A 22,302-nucleotide genomic window follows, 5' to 3' on the forward strand; every position below is an offset into this window, starting at 1 on the left:
TGTCGCCTGATGCGCGATTGCGCGCCGTCATCGCTGGACGCACGGTGGAATTATCACATAGAATTGCCGCGCCATAGGGGGCGTGTTGATGGCCGCTGTCGATCTCAAATCTCTCGTCGGTCGGATGAACGACCCTTGCCGGAGGGCGCTTGAAGCCGCCGCCGGCCTGACGCTGTCGCGCAGCCACTACAACGTCGAGATCGAGCATCTGCTGCTCGCGCTGGCCGACCGAACCGACAACGACTGCGCCGCGATCCTGAAGCACTACGAGGTGGATCCCGCGCGCTTCGCCGCCGATCTCGGCCGCGCACTCGACCGGATGAAGACGGGCAACGCCCGCGCGCCGAGCCTCTCGCCGGAGATCGTGGAAGTCGCCAAGCAGGCCTGGCTGATCGGCTCGGTCGAGCTTGGTGCGGCACGGATCCGCACGGGCCACATGATCCTCGCCCTTGTCGCGGACGAAGCGCTGGCGCGCCGCGCGCGCGAGGCATCGGCACAATTCGCGAAGATCCCGGCCGAGGCGCTGCGCCGCGACTATCACGCGATCTGCGGCAACACGCCCGAAGCGCAGGCCGCCTCGGCTTCCGCCGCCGCGGGGTCCGAGGCGGTCGCCACCGGCGATGCCGGCGCGCCGCGCGCGGGCAGCGGCGCGCTCGACCAGTTCACCACCGACCTCACCGCGCGCGCCAAGGCCGGCAAGATCGACCCGATCCTCGGCCGCGATTCGGAGATCCGCCAGGTCATCGACATCCTGACGCGGCGGCGACAGAACAATCCGATCCTCACCGGCGAGGCCGGCGTCGGGAAGACGGCCGTGGTGGAAGGCCTCGCTCTCAAGATCGCGGCCGGTGACGTGCCGCCCGCGCTTCAGGGCGTGGTGCTGCGCACGCTCGACCTCGGCCTCCTGCAGGCCGGCGCCGGCGTGAAGGGCGAGTTCGAGAACCGTCTCAAATCCGTCATCGACGAGGTGAAGGGCAGCCCGAAGCCGATCATCCTCTTCATCGACGAGGCGCACACCCTGATCGGCGCCGGCGGCCAGCAGGGCCAGAACGACGCGGCCAACCTGCTGAAGCCCGCGCTGGCGCGTGGCGAACTGCGCACCGTCGCGGCGACCACCTGGGCCGAGTACAAGAAATACTTCGAGAAGGACGCCGCGCTGACGCGCCGCTTCCAGACCGTGAAGGTCGAGGAGCCCTCGATCCCGATCGCGATCGCCATGATCCGCGGCCTGGTCGGCACGCTCGAGAAGCACCACGCCGTGCGCATCCTGGACGAGGCTGTGAGCGAGGCTGTGCGGCTTTCCGCGCGCTACATCCCGTCCCGCCAGCTGCCGGACAAGGCGGTCAGCCTGATCGACACCGCCTGCGCCCGGGTCGCGATGAGCCAGGCGGCGATTCCGGCGGCGATCGAGGACCGTCGGCGGCGCATCGAGCTGATCGCGACCGAGCTCGGTATCGTCGCGCGCGAGATGGCCTCCGGTGCCGATTTCGCCGCGCGGCGCGATGAGCTCGCGGCAGAGAAGACCAGCACCGAGGGCGAACTCGCCGAGCTCGAGGCCCGGTGGGAGACGGAGAAGAAGCTTGCCGCCGAGATCGCCGAGATCCGCGCCGCGGTCGAGAACCCCGACGACGGCAGCGACAAGGACGCGCTGCGCGGCCGGCTCGGCGCGCTGGCGACGGAGCTGCGCGAGCTGCAGGGCGAGCATCCGCTGGTGCATCCCGTGGTGGACGGCCAGGCCGTGGCCGAGATCGTGGAAAGCTGGACCGGCATTCCGGCCGGGCGCATGCGCGGCGACGAGATCCGCACCGTGCTGAACCTGCGCGACGCGATGGAAGCCCGCGTCGTCGGCCAGCCGCACGCCCTCGAAGCGGTGGCGCAGGCGATCCGCACCTCCCGCGCGGGGCTCACCGATCCACGCAAGCCGATCGGCGTCTTCCTGATGGTCGGCACCTCCGGCGTCGGCAAGACGGAAACCGCGCTGACGCTGGCCGAGCTGCTCTATGGCGGCGAGCAGAACCTGACGGTCATCAACATGACCGAGTTTAAGGAGGAGCATAAGGTCTCGCTCCTCATGGGCAGCCCACCCGGCTATGTCGGCTATGGCGAGGGCGGCATCCTGACGGAGGCCGTGCGCCGCCGCCCGTATTCCGTCGTGCTCCTAGACGAGATGGAAAAGGCGCATCCCGGCGTCCAGGACATCTTCTTCCAGGTGTTCGACAAGGGGAACATGAAGGACGGCGAAGGCCGCGACATCGACTTCAAGAACACCGTCATCATCATGACGTCGAATGCGGGCACGGATCTCATCACCAAGCTGATGGCCGACCCCGAGACCGCGCCCGACGCCGAAGGCCTGGCCGCCGCGCTGCGGCCGGAACTGATGAAGTCGTTCAAGCCGGCCTTCCTCGGCCGCGTGACGGTAGTTCCCTATTTCCCGCTGCCCGACGAGATCATCCGCCGCATCGTGGAGATGCAGCTGCGCAAGATCGGTCGCCGGGTGAAGGAAAGCTATCGCGCGGGGTTCGAATGGGACCCCGCGCTGGTCGAGGCGATCGCGGCGCGCTGCACGGAGGCATCCTCCGGCGCCCGCAACGTCGAGAATATCCTCTCGCGCACCCTCCTGCCCGAACTCTCGGCGGAGGTGCTAGCCCACCTGGCGGAAGGCCGACAGGTCGGGGGCATCCGGGTCGGCCTCGCCCCGGATGGCGGCTTCACCTACGCGGTCGAGGCGGCGTGAGGATCACGAGGGCAGGCAGCAAAGGAGCGATGACATGCCAATCTACATGAAGTTCGGCGACACCATTAAAGGCAACGTGTCGGAAGCAGGCCACAAGGAGTGGATCGAGCTGGGCAGTTGCCAGTTCGGCGCCGGCCGCGCGATCGCGATGAACGTCGGTGCCGCGCTGAAGGACCGGGAGGCCAGCGCGCCCAACCTTTCCGAGATCGTCGTGACCAAGGAGTGGGACTCCGGCTCCTCCTCCTCGCTCTTCCAGGAAGCGCTGCAGAGCGACATGGACACGAAGGTGCAGATCGACTTCGTGCGCACGGTGAAGGCCAAGCTGGACATCTACCTGACGATCAAGCTCGATAATGTGGCGATCTCCGGCTACTCGCTCTCCAGCGGCGGCGACAAGCCGAGTGAGTCCATCAGCCTCAGCTACACGAAGATCGAGTACTCGCCGTTCAAGGTGGCCGACGACGCGAGCCCGGCGGCCGGCAGCAAGGTGACCTACGACCTCGCGCAGGCGAAGACCGTCTGATCAGGCGCAACGACGCGCCAGCGCGGGCCGGGTGGAAAGCCGGCCCGCGCGTGCATCGCCGCAGCCCGAAGGCGGGCGCGGACTCGTTGCCCGGACATTGAGGAGATGGGACATGTCCTTCGCGACGCTGATGAAGTCCATCCAGGCCGATAGCCTCAAGAACAATGGCGGCTATGTGCACTACTCACAGAGCATCGAGCCGACGCGTACGCTGATCAACATGCTCCCCTACACCTCGGGCGGCATCTGCAACGCTCTGTCGGCGAAGTGGATCGAGCAGCACGCGAATGGCGGCAGCCTGTGGAACTGGCTTTTCACGCCGGGCACGACGAACGTGCAGCAGGCGAAGATCGCCAACCTCATGATCAACTTCACGGAAAGCGTGGTTTCCGGCGCCAGCGACATCGACAAGTCGCAGGGCAACCACGGCATGCGGCAGCGCATCGCGAACCGGATCGTCAACAAGTCCGCCAAGAAGGCTTTCGCCGGCGGCGATTACCAGGAATTCGTCACCGACAAGTACCTGGCCCTGTATGGCATCCGGCGCCGGCGCGTTGCGCAGGACATCATCTCCGGCTCCATCGAGAACTGCCTGTCCTACGGGTATGGCCCGAAGACCGCGATCCAGCTCGCCGTTCGCATGGATCCGAAATACATGGTCACGCGCAGCGGCACCTACGCCATCATCAACATCCTCGGCAAAGCCGGCGGGCACGCCATGGCCGCCTGGGTCGGAGAGGACGTTGCGTTCTTCGACCCCAACTTCGGCGAGTTCTATTTTCCAAAGAATGCCGACTTCCAGAAATTCTTCCCGACTTTCTGGCGCAAGAGCGGCTACGAAAGCTCGTTCGACCGCTTCTGCTTCTTCCTCTACGCCAAGGCGGTAAACTGACCGTCACGCCTCCGGACCGGCTTGCGCCGGTCCGGACGGCCTACCTTGCGACCGTCTCCAGCACCCACGCATCGGACGCCAGCCGCCCGCCGCGGCGCCGCGCGTTGTCCAGCGCCGTCCGCAGGTCGCGCAGGTAGGCCGCGATATCCTCGTCGTCCGGCCTCGGCTTCTCGAACAGCGGCACCGACGACGCCACGGCGATGATCATGTCGGTGCCATAGGGCGCGCCGACCGCCCAGGCCGGCCCGCCGATCGCGGGATCGCCAAGCCGGAGCGCCGCGCCGGCCGGCAGGAGCCGCGAGGGATCCGTCGGCGTGGGATGGAGATGCGCCAGCGTCCCGTCATGCACGAGGAACGAGACGTAGACATAGGATGGGAAATCCGGCGTGTTGACGACCGGCGTGATCAGCTCGCCGTCGCGCAGCCTGGTGGCGTTCCCTGCCAGCGCGACGGATAGCGGCGCGACCGTGCCGAAGGCCTGGGCGGCCGGGCGCAGCACGTCGAGCGCATTGCAGTACGGGCCTTCGAAGCTGTTCACCCGCCAGTCCCGCTGCAGGCCGGAGGCCGCGCCCTGCACCGCTTCGCGCAGCGCGGCGTCCGGCGCGCCACGCCCGACCACACCCCGCAGCGTCACCCGGTCGGTGCTGGTGGTGCCCGAAACCAGCGAGCAGGAGACGCGCGGGAGTGCCGCCGAAAGCGCGTTGCGCGCAGACGCTGCCGAGGGCAGCGCCGCCGGCTGGGCGGGCTGCGGCGCCGGAGGCGGCACGGGCGTCGGGCCGAGGGCGATCTGCGGCTGCGCCGCGGGCGCCTGCGGCTGCGGCACGGGCGGCGCGACGGGGGCCTGCTGCGGCTGTGCGAAGGGCGTCGGCGGCAGGGGCGGCTGCGCCGGTGGCAGGGCCGTGGCGACGGGGCCCGGCGCCGGTGCCTGGACAGGCGCCTGGACGGGCGCCGCAGGCTGCACCGAAAGGGTTGGCGGCGGCAGGACCGGGGCGGCGGGCTGTGCCGGCGGCCCGACCGGTTGCGCCATTGCAGTGGGCGCGGGTGCTGCGGGCTGAACCGGGACGGTCGGGGGCGTGACGGCAGGCGTCGGTGCGGCAGGCTGCACGGGCAGGGGCGGCGCCACCGTCGCGGGTACGGGGGGTGAGGTGGGCGGCAGCGTGACCGCCGCCTGCGGCGCGGGCGCGGGCGGCGCCTGCGCAGCGGGCGGAACGGGCGGCTCGCCGCGTCCGAGCAGGAAGAAGGCGCCGCCGCCCGCCGCGGCGAGCACCAGGCCGACACCGGCGGCGATCGCCGCAACCGGCGCCCCCTTCTTCGCCGCCGGGGCCGATGCCCTCGGCGCCGGCGGCGGCGGAGCAGGCGCGGCCGAGCGCGGCGCCGCCACCATCGTGGCCTCGGTGTCCTCCATCTGCCGCGTCGGGACGGCCGCCGCGCCGGACGGCGCGGCGATCGCGGCGCGCAGCGCCTGGGCGAAGGCGTCGGCGCTTTGCCAGCGGCCTTCCGGGCGCTTGGCCATGGCGCGCGCCACCACGGCATCGAGCGCGGGCGGCGCCGTCACCGAAAGCTCCGACGGCCGCGGCGGGTCGGTGTGCAGCGCCTTGTGCATGATCGCGGTCATGCCGCCCTCGAAGGGGCGCTCGCCGGTCAGCAGCTGATAGAGCAGCACGCCCGTGGAGTAGATGTCGGTGCGCGCATCCACGGTCTGGCCCATGAACTGCTCGGGCGACATGTAGGCCGGCGTGCCCATTACCGTGCCGGCCTGGGTCATGGAGCTGCTCTCGATGCGCGCGATGCCGAAATCCGCGATCTTCGCCCGACCCTCGGAGGTGATCATGACGTTGGCGGGCTTGATGTCGCGATGGACGATGCCGCGCGCATGGCTGAAGGACAGCCCGGTCAGGACGTCGTCCATCACCCGCGCGACCTCGGGCAGCGCCATGCGCTGCTGCTTCTCGATCAGCGACTTCAGCGTCGGGCCGTCCACGAACTCCATCACGATGTAGGCGATGCCGTCGGCCTCGCCGTAGTCGTAGACGCCGACGATGTTGGGGTGCGTCAGCCGCCCGGCCGCCTGCGCCTCGCGCCGGAAGCGGGCGAGCTCTTCCATCGCCTCCTCGTCGGAGGGGTCGGGGATCTTCACCGTCTTGATCGCGACGCGGCGGGCGATGATCGGATCCCAGCCGTCATAGACGACGCCCATGGCCCCGCGCCCGAGCGTGCCGCGCAGTTCGTACTTGCCGAGCCGGCCGGTAGGCTCCGTCACGCCAATCCCCCTGCGCCGCCGATCACCAAGCCTCCGCCGCCGGCGCAGGCCGGGCTGATCATAGGCGAGCAGCGACCTGCGAAACAGGGGCGGCCGCGCCGCCTTCGCCGATCACCGCGAAGGGCGCCCAGAAGAAGGGATGCGCGACCTCGACCGGCAGCCCGCGCCCCGCGTCGTCCAGCACCGAAAGCTGTGCCGCGCGCAGCGAAGCGGCGATGCCGAGGCCCTGGGTGCGCTCCGCCAGCGTCTTGGCGACGAGGAAGGCGGCCATGCGGTCGTCCACCGCCCAGTGCGTGACGAGCAGCGCGCGGGCCCCGGCATAGAAGAAGGACCGCGCCAGGCCCGACAGGCTCTCGCCCGCCGTGGTGCCGCCCGGCCCGCCCGAGTTGCAGGCCGAGAGGATGACGAGATCGGCGTCGAGGTCGAGCCCGGCGACCGCCGAGGCCGGCAGCATCGCCCCCGCGGCGTCGGCCGCGTTCGGCGCAGTCGAGGTCAGGATCGCCGGCTCCGGCTGGCAGGCGAGCTCGGCCGGCAGCACGGCATGGGTCGCGAAATGCAGCACCCGGTAGTCCTTCAGCGCGCTGCGCCGCACCGCATCGGCGGTGAAGGCCGCGCCGAGGAGCGTGTCGCCCTGCCGGGCATTCAGGATCTGCCGCGCCGCGTCCAGCTCGCGCGTGGCGAAGGGCAGGGGGGGCAGCCCGGCAAAGAGCGCGGCGCTCTCGGTGCAGGCCTGGCCAGGGAAGCTGCGCGCGGCCTGGGCCCGGCTCGGCGGCCGGAAGTCGCCGAAGCCGAACCAGGGCCGCGCGGCGCGCGAGGGCCCGAGCCGGCGCAGCCCCACGAAATTGGCCGCCGCCGGCACATGGGCGATGGCCAGCCGGCGGACCAGGAAGGGCGCCTCGGCCAGGCGCTGCGGATCGCCAGGCCCGCTCAGCAGAAGCTCGAAGGGCAGGGCGAGCAGGGGGCCCGAGGGCGCGACGGACAGCGCCGTCGCGCCATCCAGCGCCGACCCCAGGGCGCCGAGCGTCGCGGCGTAGATTTCCTGCGCGCCGGCGGTGTCGAAGGTCGGCAGGCCGGGACCGGTGCGTTCGATGCTGGCGCGCACCCGGCGGACCAGCTGCGCCATCCGCGCCTCGCCGCCGGCGACCGGCGCGGCGGCGATGCGACCGTCGCGCAGCACGAAGGTCCAGCCGCCCTCGCCGGTCAGCACGATCGCCGCGAAGGCCTCGTTCGGGCGGAGCGCGGCCAGAACCTCGCGCGCGTTCACCGCCTGCTGCACCAGCTGGCCGTATTGCGGCGCGGCGGCCTGCAGCGCGTCGTCGGCCTCCGACAGGCCGGCCCGCGCTGCCTCGATCCGGCCGTCCAGCGCGTCCGCCGCGCCCGTGCGGCCTTCGGCGACCAGCGTGTCGCGCTCCCGCAGCAGGTCCGCCAGGCGGTTCTGGGCGTCCTGGTAGCGGCGGATGGAATCGCCCGCCGCCGGGTTGCGCCCGGCATCGGCCAGCCGGACCGTCGCCTGGTCGATCTGCCTCGCCGTCACGCCGGACTGGGCGAGCTGCGCGGCGCCGAACATCTCGGCCAGCAGTTCCTGCGCGCCGGAGGGGCTGCGCCGCGCCTCGGCATGCCAGGCCGCCAGGCAGGGCTGCAACAGCGCGCCGTCGATGCCGGACCGCAGCGCCGTCAGCACCCCGACCGCGTTGCGGCAGGCCGCGATCACCTCGGCGGTCCGGCCGAGCCGGGCGAGGGTCTGGGCGCGCAGCAGCTCCGTGCGCGCCACCGGGCGCGTGTTGGGCACGCCGCGGGCGAAGGTCGCGGCCGCGACGGTGAGGCCCTCGGCCGCCTCCGAATGCGCGCCGCGCTCGGAGAAGGCGATCGCCTCGCTCCGGGCCAGGCGGGCCGACACGACGGGCAGCGCGACGCGGTTCCCGCGCGCGAGCAGGCTGGCGGAGCGCAGCGCCTCCTCGGCTTCCTCCGGCCGGTTCGCCCCGCGCAGCGCCAGCGCGCGATAGCGCCGCACCTCGATCAGGCCGAGCAGCGCGGAGCGCGTCTGCGGGCTGGTCAGCAGGTCGCCCGCGGCCAGCACGTCCTGCCCGCGCGGGCTCGGCCGCGCCTGAAGGACCGAGGCCGGCAGCATCCGCGCATAGTCATCTGCCGCGCGGTCCAGCTGCGCCAGGCTCTCCGCGTCCTTGCCCTGGTTCAGCAGGTGCAGGCCGCGGTAATGCGCGAGCCGCGCGGGCAGCATCTCGTCGGCGCCGCGGCGGCGGCCCAGCGCCTCGGCGCGTTCGAGCGACGCCTCGGCGGCGGGGAAGCGGCCCTGGTTCGACTGCTGGAGCGAGAGCAGCAGCAGCGTCGTCGCCAGTGCCGGGTTGTCGGCGCCGAGCGCGCGTTCCTGCAGGCCGAGGGCGGCGCGATAGGCGGTCTCGGCCGCGGCCGCGTTCTCCGCCTGGTTCGCGCGGCTGCCCGCCGCCATCAGCCCTTCGTAGTTGCCGATATCGTTGGAGCCGAAGGCACGCGCGGCGAGACGGTCGGCCAGCAGCTGCTCCGCGCCGGAGGAGGACGAGGCCACGGCGGCGTCGGCCCGCGCGCGGCCCGTCGAGATGCCGATCGTGCGCTCGATCGCGGGAAGGGAGGGCAGCACGCCGTCGGCCAGCCAGGCCGTGCCGCCGACCGAGGCGGCGAGAGCGAGGTGCGGCCAGCCGCCGGCGCGTCGCGTGCATTCCAGCAGCAGAGCGGGCTCGCCGTTCAGGATGGTCGTGGAGCGCGGCGCGCCGCAGGCGAAGCGGCCGTCGAGCGCGGTGCGCCACGGGCTCGCCGTGGCAAGCGTCTGCAGTTCCGCAGGGCCCGCCGGCCCGCCCGGGCGCACCCGCGCGCTTGCCTGGGTCCAGGTGCCGCAGAAGATCTCCGAAGCGCCGTCGCCGCCGCGCTGCCGCGTGCAGGCCTCGCCGACCGTGTTGTTGCCGACGGGCTCGCCCTCGGCCCCGGCGAGGCCGCCGACATAGACCGAGGCCGGCGGCGTCTGGCACGCCGCGAGGCCAAGCAGCAGCAGGACCGGCAGAAGCCTGCGCATCGCGTCAGAAATCCTTCTCGGCGACGTTGGGGACGAAGGTGTCCGCGTCGTCGCGGTCCTCCTGCGCCACGATCGTGGTCAGCGCGGCGAGCGGGTTCGTGCTGACCGGCAGCGTGACGACGATCTGCACGCAGTTCACCGAAGCGAGCGGGCAGTCGTTGATCCGGTACTCCGAGGAGGCGCGCGGGCCGAGCCCGGCGACCGAGGCGGCCGACTGCCCGGCGAAGCCGCGCACCGTGCCGCGCAGCTCCGTTCCGCCGCCGCCGCCCAGCACGGTGAGGTTGCGGATCTCGATGTTGGCGGTTGCCCGCCCGCCGGTGCCGAGGTCGAGCGTCACGTCGGCCTGCGGCGCCTTCAGCTGGCCGATGGTTATCGTCCCGCCGCTCGTCGGCAGCCGCAGCGCCAGCGTCGCATTCGGCGTGCCGAGCGGCGTGACGTTGATGGCCTGGGCCGTCAGGGGGCCGCTGCCGGTCTCGAGCACGGCGCCGGGCGTGCCGGGGATCGGCTCGGGCAGGCGGGGCACGAAGACGATGCCCGGCGGCTTCTCGACATAGGTCACGCCGCCCGTCGCGATGTTGATGCTCGACATCGTCAGCGGGCCGGCGGCGTAGAGGATGATGGAGGGCGCGGAGAAGCCGCCCTGCAGCACCATGCCGCCGGTCGTCGTCTCGACGTCGAGGATCCGCCCGGCGGTGACGTCGGAAAGCGTGCCGATCTGCACCGGCGCCCCGGTGATGATGAAGTCCTGCCCGGCGCTGCCCGTCACCGTGCCGGCGCTGAAGGCGCCGAGGAAGCGCGCGCTGCCGCCGGCCCTGACGGAGAGGGCCGCGGTCGAGAGCGAGCCCGTCGTGGCCTGCGCGATGTCGCCGCCGGCGACCAGCGTCATCGGGCTGCCCGAGACGAACCCGTTCAGCGTCATGTCGCGGCCGGCCGATAGGTTCAGCCTGCCACCCGACGCCAGCGTGCCGCTCGCGGCCTGGGAGAGGTCGAGCCCGGCCGCGACGTCGATCGTGCCCGCCGTGACGGAGCCGTTCAGCGCCGCGCTGCCGCCGGTCGACAGCGAGAGCGGCCCGGACAGGGCGAGGCTCGCGCCCGCGGCCTGCGAGAGGCTGCCGCCGGCGATGGCGGCCGACGCCGCGGCGTTCGCGCCGTCGAGCCGGATGGCGCCGCCGGCCTGAATGGAGAGCGGCGAGCCGCCGAGCGAGAGGAAGGCGCCCTTGAGCTGCTGGAGATCGCCGCCCGCCTTCAGCGTCGCGCCAGTCGCCGTGACCCCGCCGTTCAGCGCGATGGCCTGCGCCGCGGTCAGCTCGAGCGCGCCGCCGAGCACGAGGCTCGCGCCGCCGGGCTGCCCGATGGAGCCGCCGGAATTCACGACCAGGCCGCTGCCTGTGATCGCGCCGTTGAGCGCGACGTCGCCGCCCGCGGCGAGGGTCATCGGCCCGGCGATGGCGAAGCTGCCGGCTGCGCCGCCGCCCGCCGGCGGCTGGCCGGGCGCGGGCGGCAGCGCGCCGGCGAGCGAGATCGCCCCCCCGGCCGCCAGGCTGGCCGAGGCGGCCCCGACCTGGCCCGCGAAGAGCACGTCGCCGCCCGCCGAGGCCACGAGATCGCCCGCCGTCGTCAGCGTCCCGCCGACGGTCTGCGCGATGTCGCCGCCGGTCGCCGTGAGCGACACGGAGCTGCCGGTCAGCGGGACGGCGTCCAGCGACAGCGCGCCGCCGGACGCCAGCGACAGTGCGCCCGACCCGGCCTCGAGCTTGCCGACGACGGCGAGGTCCGTGGTGCTCGACAGCGACAGCCCTGCCGTCGCGGTGATCGGGCCGGCCTTGGCGAAGGTGTTGCCGGGCTGCGCGAGCAGGAAGGCGCCGCCCGCGCTGCCGGTAACGAGCGAACCGGTGCCGCCGGTCACCGTGCCGGCGGTCTGCCGCAGGCTGCCCGCGGCGGTCAGCGTCAGGGCGGAATCCGCCTGCGTCGTGCCCCAGTTCAGCACCCCGCCGGACAGCACGATATCGCCGCCCCGCGCGGTGAGGAACATGCCCTTGCCTGACGTCGCGGTGCTGCCGCCCGGGATGGTCAGGGAGCCGTTCGCGCTGATGCTGAGCGTGCCCGTCGCGTTCACCGCGCCGAACAGCGTCAGGTCGGACGCTGAGGCGATGATGATGTCGTCGCTGGAATTCGCCGTCACGAAGGAGATGACGTTGTACTTCGAGGTCAGCGACGCCTCCTGGCCCGCCTGGATCGTCAGCACGGAGGTGAAGATCGGGGCGTTCGCGTCCTGCTCGATCGAGCCGGGATTGAGGACCAGGCTCGGCGCCTTCAGGGAGTAGACCGTCGGCACCGGGGAGGTCTGGCCCGCTGCCGGCAGCAGCCTCAAGGTGCCGGTGAGATCGAGCTGCAGCGTGTCCGCCGCCCTGACGGGCCCGGTGACCGTGAGGTCGCCCTTGTTGGCGAGGACGAAGTTCTTGCCCGCGGCGAAGGACGCGAGCGTCCCGACCTCGTTGTTGAAGCTGGTCCCGCCGCCCGGTGCGGCGGTCGCGCCGTCCAGCACCGCGCTGACCGCGACGTTGCCCGTCAGCGTCGCCGCCTTCAGCGTGCCCGTCCCGCCGGCGCTGACCCCGCCCACCGAGGTCAGCGTGAGAGTCGTCCCGGCCGTCACCGTCCCGGGGATCTTGATGTCGAAGGGCGCGGGCAGGAGCGGGTCCGGCGCCGCCGTCCCGGTCCTGAGCGTCGCCTGGCCGTTCGTCGCCGTCGCGCTGCCGCTGACGGTCAGCGTGCCCGCCTCGGCCGTCAGCGACAGGTCGCGGGTCGCCGTCAGCGTGCCGGAGGCGGACAGCGCGCCGGTCGCGGTGGCCCTGATGTCGCGCCCGGCGCTCGCCGTCCCGGACACCGTGACGCCGACGCCGGTGATCTCCAGGTCCCGCCCGGCGGAGAGACCGGCGCCGAGCGTCGTCGTCGCGCCGCGCAGCACGAGGTCGCCTGTCGCCGAGGTCGAGGTGACGGTGCCGCTGGTCTGCTCGACCGTGCCGGTGGCAATGAAGGTCACGTCGCCGCCCTTGAGGGCACCGGTCAGCGTCATGCCGGAGGCGAACGGCGCAAGCAGGCTGCGCGTGGCGGTCACGCTGCCGCCGAGCTCGTACAGGCCGCCGCCCTTGAAGAAGATGTCGCGGTCCGAGGTCAGCGTGCCGGCGATCTTCGTGCCGGCGCTGGTGATCAGCAGGTCGTTCGCCGCCCCGGTCGAGGCGATGCTGCCCGCGGCCTGGTCGAACAGGCCGCCTGCCTCGAGCGCGATGCCCGTGCCCTTCAGCGTGCCGCCGGTCTGGCTGATGGCGCCCGTGGACTTCAGCGTCACTTCCGCGCCCTGGAGCACGCCCTTCAGCGTCAGCGCCGAGGCGCCGCTGGCCGAGAGCGCGCCCGTCGCGGTCACGGTGCCGCCGAGCGCGTAGGCGCCGCTGCCGGTGAAGGCGATCGCCCCGGCGGATTGCAGGACGCCGGCGACCGTGATGCCGGCGCCCGCGATGGAGAGCGTGTTCGCCGCGCCGCTGGAGGTGATCTTGCTGCCCGCGCCCGACAGCTGCTCGAAGGCGCCGGTCGCGGAGAGCGTCACGCCCGCGCCCTCGAGCGTGCCGCTGGTGGTCAGTGTGGTGGCCGCGGTCGCGGAGAGCAGGCCGACGGCGGTCGCGTTGCCGGCGACCGACACCGCGCCTGACGTGCCGGCAAGGGTGATCGCCCCCTGCGAATCCAGCGTGCCGCCGATCGTCACGCTGCCGCCGGAGATCGCCAGGGTCCCGCTGGTGGTGGTCGCGGTGCCGCCGGTCTGGTTCACCAGGCCGGTCGCCTGCAGCGTCATGGACGCGCCCTGGAGCGCGCCGCCGCTCGCGATCCCGCCGCCCGTCGCGTCCACGGAAAGCAGCCCCGCCGCCTTGATCGTGCCGTTCAGCGTCGCGTCGCCCGCGGTCGCCTTGAGGGTGATGGCGCGGCCGGAGTTCAGCGGCCCGGAGAGGCCGAGGCTCGCGCCCGAGATGCCGAGGTCGCGGTCGGTTGCCGTTGCGGTGATGCTCCCGGCCGTCTGCGTCAACGCGCCGTCGGCCGTGAGCGTCACGCCCGCGCCCTGCAGCACGCCGGACGCGGACGTCACCTTGATGGCCCCCGCCTTGGTCGAGGCGGAGAGCAGGCCGGCGGCGGTGATGCCGCCGTTCAGCGTCGCATCGCCCGCCGTCGTGGCCAGCACGATGTCGCGGGCGGAATCAAGCGTGCCTGCGATCGAGAGGCTGGCGCCGGTGAGCGAGAGGTCGGCATCCGTCGCCGTCGTCGTGATGCTGCCCGCTGCGATCTGCGACAGCGCGCCCTTGACGACGACGCTGGCCGAGGCCGCCTCGAGCGTGCCCGGGACAGCGAGGTCGCCGGCGGCATCCACCGACAGCAGGCGGCCGGCCGTGATGGTCCCGCCGAGGCTGCTCGCACCCGCGCCGGCCGTGACGAAGAGGTCGCGCTCCGACGTCACCGTCGAGCCCAGCGTCACGGTCGCGCCCGAGAGCGTCACGTCGGTCGCCTTGGAGGTGACGCTGCTGCCGGCCAGGTCGAGCGTGCCGGCGCCGGCCTGCATCACCACCGCGCCGCCCTGGACGTCGCCGCTGGCGTGCGTCAGCCCGCCGGCGGCCAGCAGCGACACGGTGCTGGTGTCGCCGGCCGTGACGGGGCCCTTCAGCGTCAGCGCGCCGACACTGGCCTTGAGCAGCACCGGCCCGGTCGCCGCGGTCACGGATCCCGTCAGCGACAGCGCGGCCGCCCCCGCCGCGCCGGAGACGACCTCGACGCCGTTCGGGGCGGAGAGCGTGCCGGCGATGGTGGTGCCGACGGAGGAGGCGAGGGCGATCGTCGTGTCCGCGGTGACGTTCCCGATCGCCGCGATCTCGTTCGCCGCGTTGTTCAGCGTGACGGCGCCGCCGGTGGCCGTCGCGCTGGCCTTCAGGGTGCCGGCCGCGACGATCCCGTCGGTGCCGGTGATGCTGCCCGCCGTCGCGATGAGCGACACCTGCTCGCCCGCGGCGGCTATGGCGCCGCCGGCGACGATGGTCAGGGAGCCGGCCTTCAGCGCCACCGTGCCGGTGGACGCGACCTTGCCGGCGACCGAAAGGTCGCCCGGCGTGGTCAGGCTGAGCCCCCCATCGCCGGCCGACAGGTCGAGCAGGCGGGAGACGGTCAGCGGCCCCGTCGTGAGGTCCACCGATGCGGTGGAGCCGGCGATCGCCTCGACCGCGATCGTCCCGCTGCCCGACACCGCCGCGCCCCCGGTGAGCGTCAGCGTCGTCGCCGCGGGGCCCGTCGTGGCGCCCGTGATCCCGCCATTGATGGTGATGGTGTCCGGCGCGGAGAGCGTCACCGCCCCGCCGCTGGTCGAGATCTCGCTGCCCGCCTTCAGCAGGATGTCGCCGCCGGCGCCGGTCGCCGTCAGGCTCGCGCCGGTCGCCGCCTTCAGCGCGCCGGTGCCGCCGACGGTGATGCCCCCGCCCGACAGGGTGATGGCAGAGCCGTTCGCCGTCAGCGTCCCGTCGACGCTGAGCGCCTGCTTGGCGATGATCGCCAGCGGCGCCTGGTTCGACGTGACGCTGCCGTCCACGGTAACCGCGCCGGCGGTCGCGGCGAGGCTCACCTGGCCGCCGTTCAGGAACAGGGTGCCGCGCGCCGCGGACGCCGCCCCGGCCGTGGCGACGGTCAGGTCGCCCGATGTGGCCTTGAGCTCCAGGTTCCCGCCGATGATGCTCGGGGCACCCGTGACGTCCACACCGGCCTTGACCGTGCCGTCGACCGAGATCCCGGCCGCGTTGGTGATCTTGAGGTTCACGCCGGCCGACAGGGGCCCGTTGATCGCCAGCGTCCGGCCGTTGACGAGGGTGAAGTTCCCGCTGGTCCTGAAGCCCTCGATGGCGCCGATCGCGTTCGCCGTATTCGTCAGGTCGAGCTGGCCGGCATTGTAGAGGCCCGTCGTCAGCCCGCCGAGCGTGCCCACGGTGAGGCTGCCGCCCGCCGCGTCGCTCACCTTGCCGGTCACGAGGAAGGTGAGCCGATCCACCAGGGACTTCGCGCTGTCGAGCGGGTCCGTCAGGTCGATGGCGCTCGCGACGGAGACGTCGGACGCCACCGCGCCGGCCTTGGTGCCGCCGCCGATCCGCAGCGTGCCCGTCCTGACCTGCGAGAGGCTCGCCTGCGACAGCCCGAGCCCCGTGACAGGGCTGCCCAGCGTGATGGCCAGGCCGGACGTCGCCGGCATCAGCTCGACGGCGCCCCCGGCGCCAGGCGCGACGACCGCGCCCGCGAAGCTCATGGCATTCGCGGCCAGGCTGACGGTGCCGTTCGTGCCGGCCGTGATCGAGCCGGCGGAGGCGACGTCGAGCGACTGTCCCGCGGCGACCGAGAGATTGACCGAGCCGGCGGAAACCGGGCCGGCGATCTTGAGGCTGGTGGCGTTGGTCAGCGTGAGCGCGCCGACCGCCGACAGGCCGCCATTGATCCCGGCGGCGCCGAGATTGCCGATGGAATGCGCCGCGCTTCCGAGATCGAGGTTGCCGCCGGCGCTGCCGGTCAGCGTGCCGATCGTCAGGGTCGATGCGTTGATGGCGCTGATGTCCGCGCCGGCGCCGCTCAGCAGCCGCAAGGTCGTTGCGCCCGCGGGGGAGGCGATGCTGCTCGTGACGGTCACCGCGCCGCCGTCAAGCCGGCCGACCTCCAGCGTGCCGCCCGTCGCGGTGATCGGGGCCAGCAGGTTGCCGTTCAACAGGAGGCCGGCGCCGGTCTCGCCGAGCGACACGGGCGCGCCTGCATTCTGCGATGCGAGCGCCACGGTGCCGTTGGCGGCGGCCACGCGCGTGACCAGCACGGGTATGAGGAAGGTCCCGGGCGGCTGCCCGAAGGCTGCCGAAAAGTCCTGCAGCTGCGGCGGCAGCGCGATGCTGTCGGCGCTGATCGAGATCCGTCCGCCCGGCGCCGTCAGCGCGACGTCGTTGTTCACCGCCAACTCGCCGACCGTCACGCTGTTCGCGAGCACCGAGATGCTGCCGGCGTCGCTCGCCGTCACGCTGCCCGTCACGTTGACCGTGCCGCCCGGCGCCAGGAAGGATATCGCGCCGCCGCCAGAAGTGCCGAGGGCGCTCTTGACGTTGATGGTCCCGCCCGCCGCCTTGAACGAGAAGCCGCCGCCGGCAGGGGCGGAGAGGCTGGCCGTGACATTGATCGTCCCGCCCGGCGCCTGGAAGCCGAGCTGGCCGCCCTGGCCGCCGACCACCGTCGTGGTGAGGCCGGACGTGGCGTTCAGCGTGATGGTCGCCGGAACATCCGGGTCGCCCGGGATCGCGGCCGGGGTCGGGTTGGCGATCAGCGTGATGTTGCCGGCGACCGCCGGCGTGCCGGACCCGCCGGCCTGGCCCGCCGTGATGCTGCCCGTCCCGAGCGCGCCGGAGCCGACCGAGGTGATCGTGACATCCACGGGCGGTGCGGTAGGTGCCGGGCCGGCGGGCTCCTGGCCCGCCTTGACGGTGCCGTAGCTCGCCAGCGCCTGGGTGTTGACGACGGTGATGCTGCCAGGCGCCGTCAGCGTGCCGAGCGCGCCGAACCTGTTCTGGCCCGCCAGGCTGATCGAGCGGCCGGAGGCCGTGACGGTGGCGTCCACCATCGGGGCGCTGAAATAGCCGCCTGTCTGCGTGATGCCCTGCGCGCCCTTCAGCGTCAGCAGCCCGGCGCTCCCGGCCGCGACGCTGCCGTCGGACTGCGTGACCTGGCCGGAAGCGATGATCGCGACATTGCCTTCGCCAGCGCCGCTGCCGACGGCGGTCACCGTCCCCTGCAGGTTCACGTTGCCCGCGCTGTTCAGCGTAACGGCGCCGCTGCCCGTGCCGGCCTTGCCCGCCGTGATCGAGGCCCCGGCGCCGAGCCCGATATCGCCTGCCGTGCTGGTGATCGTGACGTTGCCGCTGGCGCTGGTGCCGGCCTGCACGCCCCCGGTGATCTGCACTGCCCCCTCGACCTTCAGGCCGATGTCGAGGGTGGCGGATAGGCCGACGATCCCGGCGATCTGCGCGGCTTGCGTTCCGCCGAGATCGAGACCCGCGCCCCGCGCCGAGGCGCTCAGCACGCCGGCCTTGACCAGGCCCGCGCCGGCGATGCCGGCCTGCGCGTCGAGGGTCAGCGTGCCCGTGGCCGTCACCCCGCCGTCCAGCACGATCCCGGCCCCGCCGCCGAGCGTCTTCAGCACGATGTCGGCGCCCGCCGCACTGCCGCCCGGGCCGACGCCGAGCGCCCCGAAGGACGACAGGTCGAGCGTGCCCTGCGCGCTCACCGCGCCGGCGACGGAGAGGTTCCCGCCGGTCTGCAGCACCAGGTCGCCGGTCGTCGCGGCGATCGCGCCGAGGGTCGGGATGACGTTGCCGAGGGTGGTCAGGGAGACCGACGCGGCGCTGCCGGTCAGAGTGATCCCGGTCAGATTGACGGGCTGGGTCTGCGTGATCGCGCCGGAGGTCCGGATGTCGAGCGTCGCGAAGCCCGTCGGGGCGACCGGCGGGGAGCCCGGCGGCGGCGGGGGCGGCACGGCGAGGTCCACCGATGTCGCGACGGTGGCGACGCTCCCGCCGGGCTGGGTGATCGCCCCGAGCCGCAGAGTGCCCGTGGACACGTTCGGGAAGGCCGTCAGGACGAAGTCGGCTGCCGGGCCGGTCGTCGAATAGGGCGCGAGTTCGACGACGCCCGTCGCCGTCGTCGTCAGCGGCTGGTCGCCGAGATCCCTCGTGTCGCCCTGGATGCTGATGCGGCCCGGCGCGCCGGTGGCGCTGCCGATCGCGTTGCCATTGGTGATGGTGACCGTCGGCGCGGCGAGCGACACGGCCCCGCCATCCGTCTTGATGTCGGCCTTGACGGTGACGCCGGTCGCGGCCCTGAGGTCGAGGCTCGTTGTGCCGAGGTCGAGCGCGCCTTTCACCGTCACGGTGGTCGCCGTCGGCACGCCGGGCGTGGCGCCGGCCGAGGCCGCGCCGATGCGCAGCAGGCCCGCGGTACCGAGCCAGCCCAGCGACGCGATGGAGATGTCGCCGCCGGCGCCCGCGCCGATCTCGATGGATTTCGACCCGAAGGGCGCGATCTCGACGGTGCCGGCCGAGATCTTGTTGTTGCCTCCCGGCACGGTGACGCTGTTCGCCACCATTGCGATGGTGCCGGCGCTGGCCGTCAGCGCCCCCTTGTTGCCGAAGGCGATGCTGCCGCTCGTCCCTTGCGACAGCAGGGTGATGCTGCCCGCGTCGCTCGTCACCGCCTTGTTCACTGTCACCGCGCCGGCCTGGGTCCGGCCGGCGATCGAGGCGGCGGAGGCGTTGAGCGTGATGTTGCCGCTCAGCGTCAGAGGGGCGCTGATGGTGATGCTGTTCCCGGCAGCCAGCGTCAGCGGGTTCGTGTTCCCCGTGAAGCTGTAGGTGCTCAGCAGCTCGATGTCCCTCGTCGCCTCGAGCCGGACGGCGTTCTTGACGAGCAGGCCGCTCAGCGTGTCGGTCGAGATGTAGGCATCGGTGTTCGTACCGCCGGCGCCGGCGCCGACCTGGGGCGGCGGCGTGTTGACGTTCGGCGACAGCTCGTTGGCGTTGTTCGGGATGTCGGCCGCATCGGCGATGTAGAGATCGCGCGGGTCGATCAGCAGCGTCCCGGTCAGCCCGCGCGGCGCGCTGGTGTCCACCGTTCCCGTCAGCGAGAAGCCGGTCGCGCCGGAGACCTCGACCTGGCCGCCATTGCCGCCCTGCGGCCCGCCGCGCGCGGCGATGCTGCCGGCCATGACCGTGCTGTCGAGCGAGAGCAGGGCGATGCGCCCACCATCGCCCCGCATGGTGGCGTTCGCCTCGATCACCGCGCCGGCGGCCACGTCGACGCGGGAGGCGCTGGCGGCCGGCACGCCGCCGCCCTGGGCGCGCGCGCGCGCCGCCGTCGTGCCGATCGCGACCGTGCCGCCGCCGGCCTGGCCGCTGGTGCTGACGCGCGCGGTCTCCGACAGCGCGACACGGCCCGTCGCGTTCGCGACGACGGTGCCGCCGCGCTCGTTCGTGCGCGCGCCTTCCGCAGCGACGGTGCCGTGGATGCGGATGCCGCCGCCGACGCCCGCGATCTCGACCGTGCCGCCGCGCGCGCCCGCGCTGTCCGCCCTGATCGTCCCGCCGGCCGTGACGAGGTCCTGCACGATGCCGTCCGCGGCGCGCGCCGTCAGCAGGACGGTGCCGCCCTCGGCCACCACGGTGCCGGTGTTGGTGACGAGGGAGCGCACCGGCCGCCCGTCCGGCCCGCTCGGGGCAGTGCGCACCTGGCCCGTGATGTCGAAGCTGACCAGGCCGTCGCCATGCAGGTCGATGGTGTGGGTCTCGGCGCCTGCCAGGACCACGGTGCCGAGCCGGGCGTTGATGCGGCCCGAATTGACGACGTTCGGCGCCACAAGTGCGGCGAGGCCGGCCTCGCGCACCGTGATCTCGCCGCGGTTCTCGATCCGCGCGCCGGGCCGGCCGGGCCGGTCGAACTGCAGCCGCCCCGCCATGAAGGCGGCATTGGTCGTGTCGGCGGTCGAGGCGATGAAGCTCTGCGCCTCCACCACCGCGCCGCGGTGGACGAGCACGCCGTTCGGGTTGACCAGCACCACCTGGCCGTTGGCCTGGATGCGGCCCGCGATCTCCGACACGTTGGCGCCCGTCACGCGGTTCAGCGCCACCGCGGCGGCGCCGGGCTGCTGGTAGATCACCGCCTGGTTCGCGCCGACGTCGTAGGTCCGCCACTCGATCGCCGCGCGCTGGCTCTGCTGCGTCACGACCGTCGCGTTGGGCTGCTGCGCGATGGAGGCCTGGCCGGCCACGACGGCGCCGCCCTGCGGGCGCGCATTGGGCGCGGGCTGGGCCGCCGCCTGCGGCAGGAAGCTCAGCGCGAAGCAGGCCTGCAGCGCGGTGCTGGCCAGCAGGGCGCGGCGGGCAAGGCGGAAGGTCCGCACCTCGCTGCCGGGCTTCGAACGGGTCGTGCGGCGCATGGTGGCCATTTCCTCAGAACCGCTGCAGCACGCGCCAGTAGAAGGCATTGGTGGAGAGGGGATCGACCGTGAGCTCGCCTTGCGGCCGCGTCACCAGGCGCGAGACGCCCTCGAGCTGGATCTCGGTGTTCCGGGCGCCGATGAAGCGGACCCCGGCACCGACCGAGGAAAGCCGCCGCGTCTGCGCATCCACGCCGTTGTCCCAGGCCTGGCCCCAGTCCCAGAAGGCGTAGTACTGGGCGGTCAGGTCCACGGTCGCGCCGAATGCGCGGATGCTGTAGACATCGTCCAGCCGCAGCTCCACCGTCGTTGAGAGCGCGCTGTCGCCGCTGACCTCGCCGGCGTAGTAGCCGCGGTTCATGCGCAGGCCGCCGAGATAGAACTTCTCGATCGGCGGCAGGATGTCGCCGCTGTACTGGCCGGCGACCATGCCGAACACGCCGAAGGTCGCGCCTTCCCAGGGCGAGAAGATGGCCTGGTTGCGCGTGATCTCGCCATTGGCCTTGCGGAAATCCACGACCTGGTTGACCCGCCCGGCCAGCGCCGCGCCGTTGCTGCTGGCGCCGAGCGCGGCGGTGGCCTGGGTCAGGCGGATATTCGCGGTGCTGAGCGCCGGCCGGTCGTCGCCCACCCAGAAGTCGCGCCTCGCCCAGTCCGCGCCGACGCGAAAGGGACGCAGGCTGTCGGTGCTCAGCAGCGAGGAGACGCCGCTCGGCCCGCCGACGCTGACGTCGTTCTGCAACGCTTCGGCCAGCGCGAAGAGCGTGACCGACTGGTCGCGGCGGCGGACCAGGGGATAGGTCACGCCGATGGAAAAGTTCGTCGTGGTGCCCTCGTAGCCGATGGCGCGCAGGCTGCCGGAGGGCATCGAATTGCCGGCGCCGGCCTGGACGCGCAGCTTGAGGCCGGAGGCGCCGATGAAGGCCTCTACGCCGACCTGGCCGAAGGTCTGCGTGCCGTTGATGCTGCGGAACAGCACGAAATCCGTCCGCTCGCCGAACTGCGTCAGGCTGTTGAGGCTCATCAGCGCCACCGCCTGCTCCGGCCCGACCAGCTCGAAGCCGCGGTTGTCCGCGGCGACGAGGCCCGACAGGAGCTCCCGCGAGACCTGGGCGATGAGCTGGAGCGTTCCAGGCTCTGCCCCCGGCATCGGCCGCAGCACGGCGCGCAGCGTGACGCCCGGCACTTCCTGCGCCAGCAGCAACTGCCGCTCGAGCGTGGCCTGGTCGAGCGGACCTTCGGTGACCAACCGCTGAAGGAACAGCAGGACCTGCGTCGCGGCGGGGCCGATGTCGCCATCGAGCTTGACCTCGGCGATCCGGCCCTCGGCGACGACGAAGCGGAGCCGGCCGCCCGGCTCGATCTCCGCCGACACGGCGGTCAGCGGGTAGCCACCGTCGCGATAGCGGCGGAGCAGGGCCGTCCGCGCCTCCTCGATCCGCTCGAGCGGCACGGCGGGACCGACCAGGCCGGCCACGAGCGGAGCGAGTTCGACGGGCGAGAACGCCGTGGCGCCGTCGATGCGCACGGCCGCGACGGCGACCGAGACGTCGGGCATCTGCCCGGGCGAGACCGGCGTGGGAGAAGGCACGGCAGGGGTGAGCGGCGGCGCGGGACGCGGCAGCACGCGCGGGATCGGCGAGCCCTGTGGGACGGGGCCAGGCACGCCCACGCGCGGGGCAGGCTGCGCGATCGCCCACGACGGCAGCGCCATCGTGGCGGCCAGGGCCACCAGACTCCGTTGGAAGAAGCGCATGTCCCCCTTTGCCGCTCACGAAGCGCCAATGAATCGGTAGGGCC

The 22,302-nt window shown here is 72.9% G+C and carries 7 protein-coding genes; 3 read left to right on the forward strand and 4 right to left on the reverse strand.

The genetic code is table 11. The features are described from left to right. Positions 1-88 precede the first annotated feature (88 nt). The 3 genes from tssH to ACLF3M_RS19130 all read left to right on the forward strand — a co-directional run bounded on the left by tssH (position 89) and on the right by ACLF3M_RS19130 (position 4,152). Positions 89-2,737 (forward strand): type VI secretion system ATPase TssH, encoded by a 2,649-nt coding sequence (gene tssH, locus ACLF3M_RS19120; RefSeq protein ID WP_430658566.1) that lies wholly within the window; start codon positions 89-91, stop codon positions 2,735-2,737. A gap of 34 nt (positions 2,738-2,771) precedes the next feature. Further along, positions 2,772-3,260, forward strand: coding sequence for an Hcp family type VI secretion system effector (locus ACLF3M_RS19125; RefSeq protein ID WP_430658567.1), 489 nt, complete (start codon positions 2,772-2,774; stop codon positions 3,258-3,260). A gap of 112 nt (positions 3,261-3,372) precedes the next feature. Further along, the gene (locus ACLF3M_RS19130) at positions 3,373-4,152 is read left to right on the forward strand and encodes a YopT-type cysteine protease domain-containing protein (protein ID WP_430658568.1); all 780 of its coding nucleotides are present in this window, start codon (positions 3,373-3,375) and stop codon (positions 4,150-4,152) included. A 40-nt stretch (positions 4,153-4,192) separates the two neighbouring features. Here ACLF3M_RS19130 and ACLF3M_RS19135 read toward each other — a convergent pair whose 3' ends face one another. The 4 genes from ACLF3M_RS19135 to ACLF3M_RS19150 are packed head-to-tail and all read right to left on the reverse strand — an operon-like array spanning position 4,193 to position 22,234. After that, positions 4,193-6,412: a protein kinase domain-containing protein gene (locus ACLF3M_RS19135; RefSeq protein ID WP_430658569.1), complete on the reverse strand. Its 2,220-nt coding sequence runs from the start codon at positions 6,410-6,412 to the stop codon at positions 4,193-4,195. A 58-nt stretch (positions 6,413-6,470) separates the two neighbouring features. After that, positions 6,471-9,473 carry a CHAT domain-containing protein gene (locus tag ACLF3M_RS19140; protein WP_430658570.1) on the reverse strand — a complete coding sequence of 1,001 codons (3,003 nt, stop codon included), beginning with the start codon at positions 9,471-9,473 and terminating at the stop codon, positions 6,471-6,473. 4 nt (positions 9,474-9,477) lie between these two features. Further along, positions 9,478-20,502, reverse strand: a complete 11,025-nt coding sequence (locus tag ACLF3M_RS19145; protein WP_430658571.1) for a filamentous hemagglutinin N-terminal domain-containing protein — start codon at positions 20,500-20,502, stop codon at positions 9,478-9,480. Between the two features lie 13 nt (positions 20,503-20,515). After that, positions 20,516-22,234, reverse strand: coding sequence for a ShlB/FhaC/HecB family hemolysin secretion/activation protein (locus ACLF3M_RS19150; protein ID WP_430658572.1), 1,719 nt, complete (start codon positions 22,232-22,234; stop codon positions 20,516-20,518). Positions 22,235-22,302 lie beyond the last annotated feature (68 nt).

Origin of the sequence: Falsiroseomonas sp. HW251 (genome assembly GCF_050563545.1) — a bacterium.
Classification (GTDB): domain Bacteria; phylum Pseudomonadota; class Alphaproteobacteria; order Acetobacterales; family Acetobacteraceae; genus Falsiroseomonas.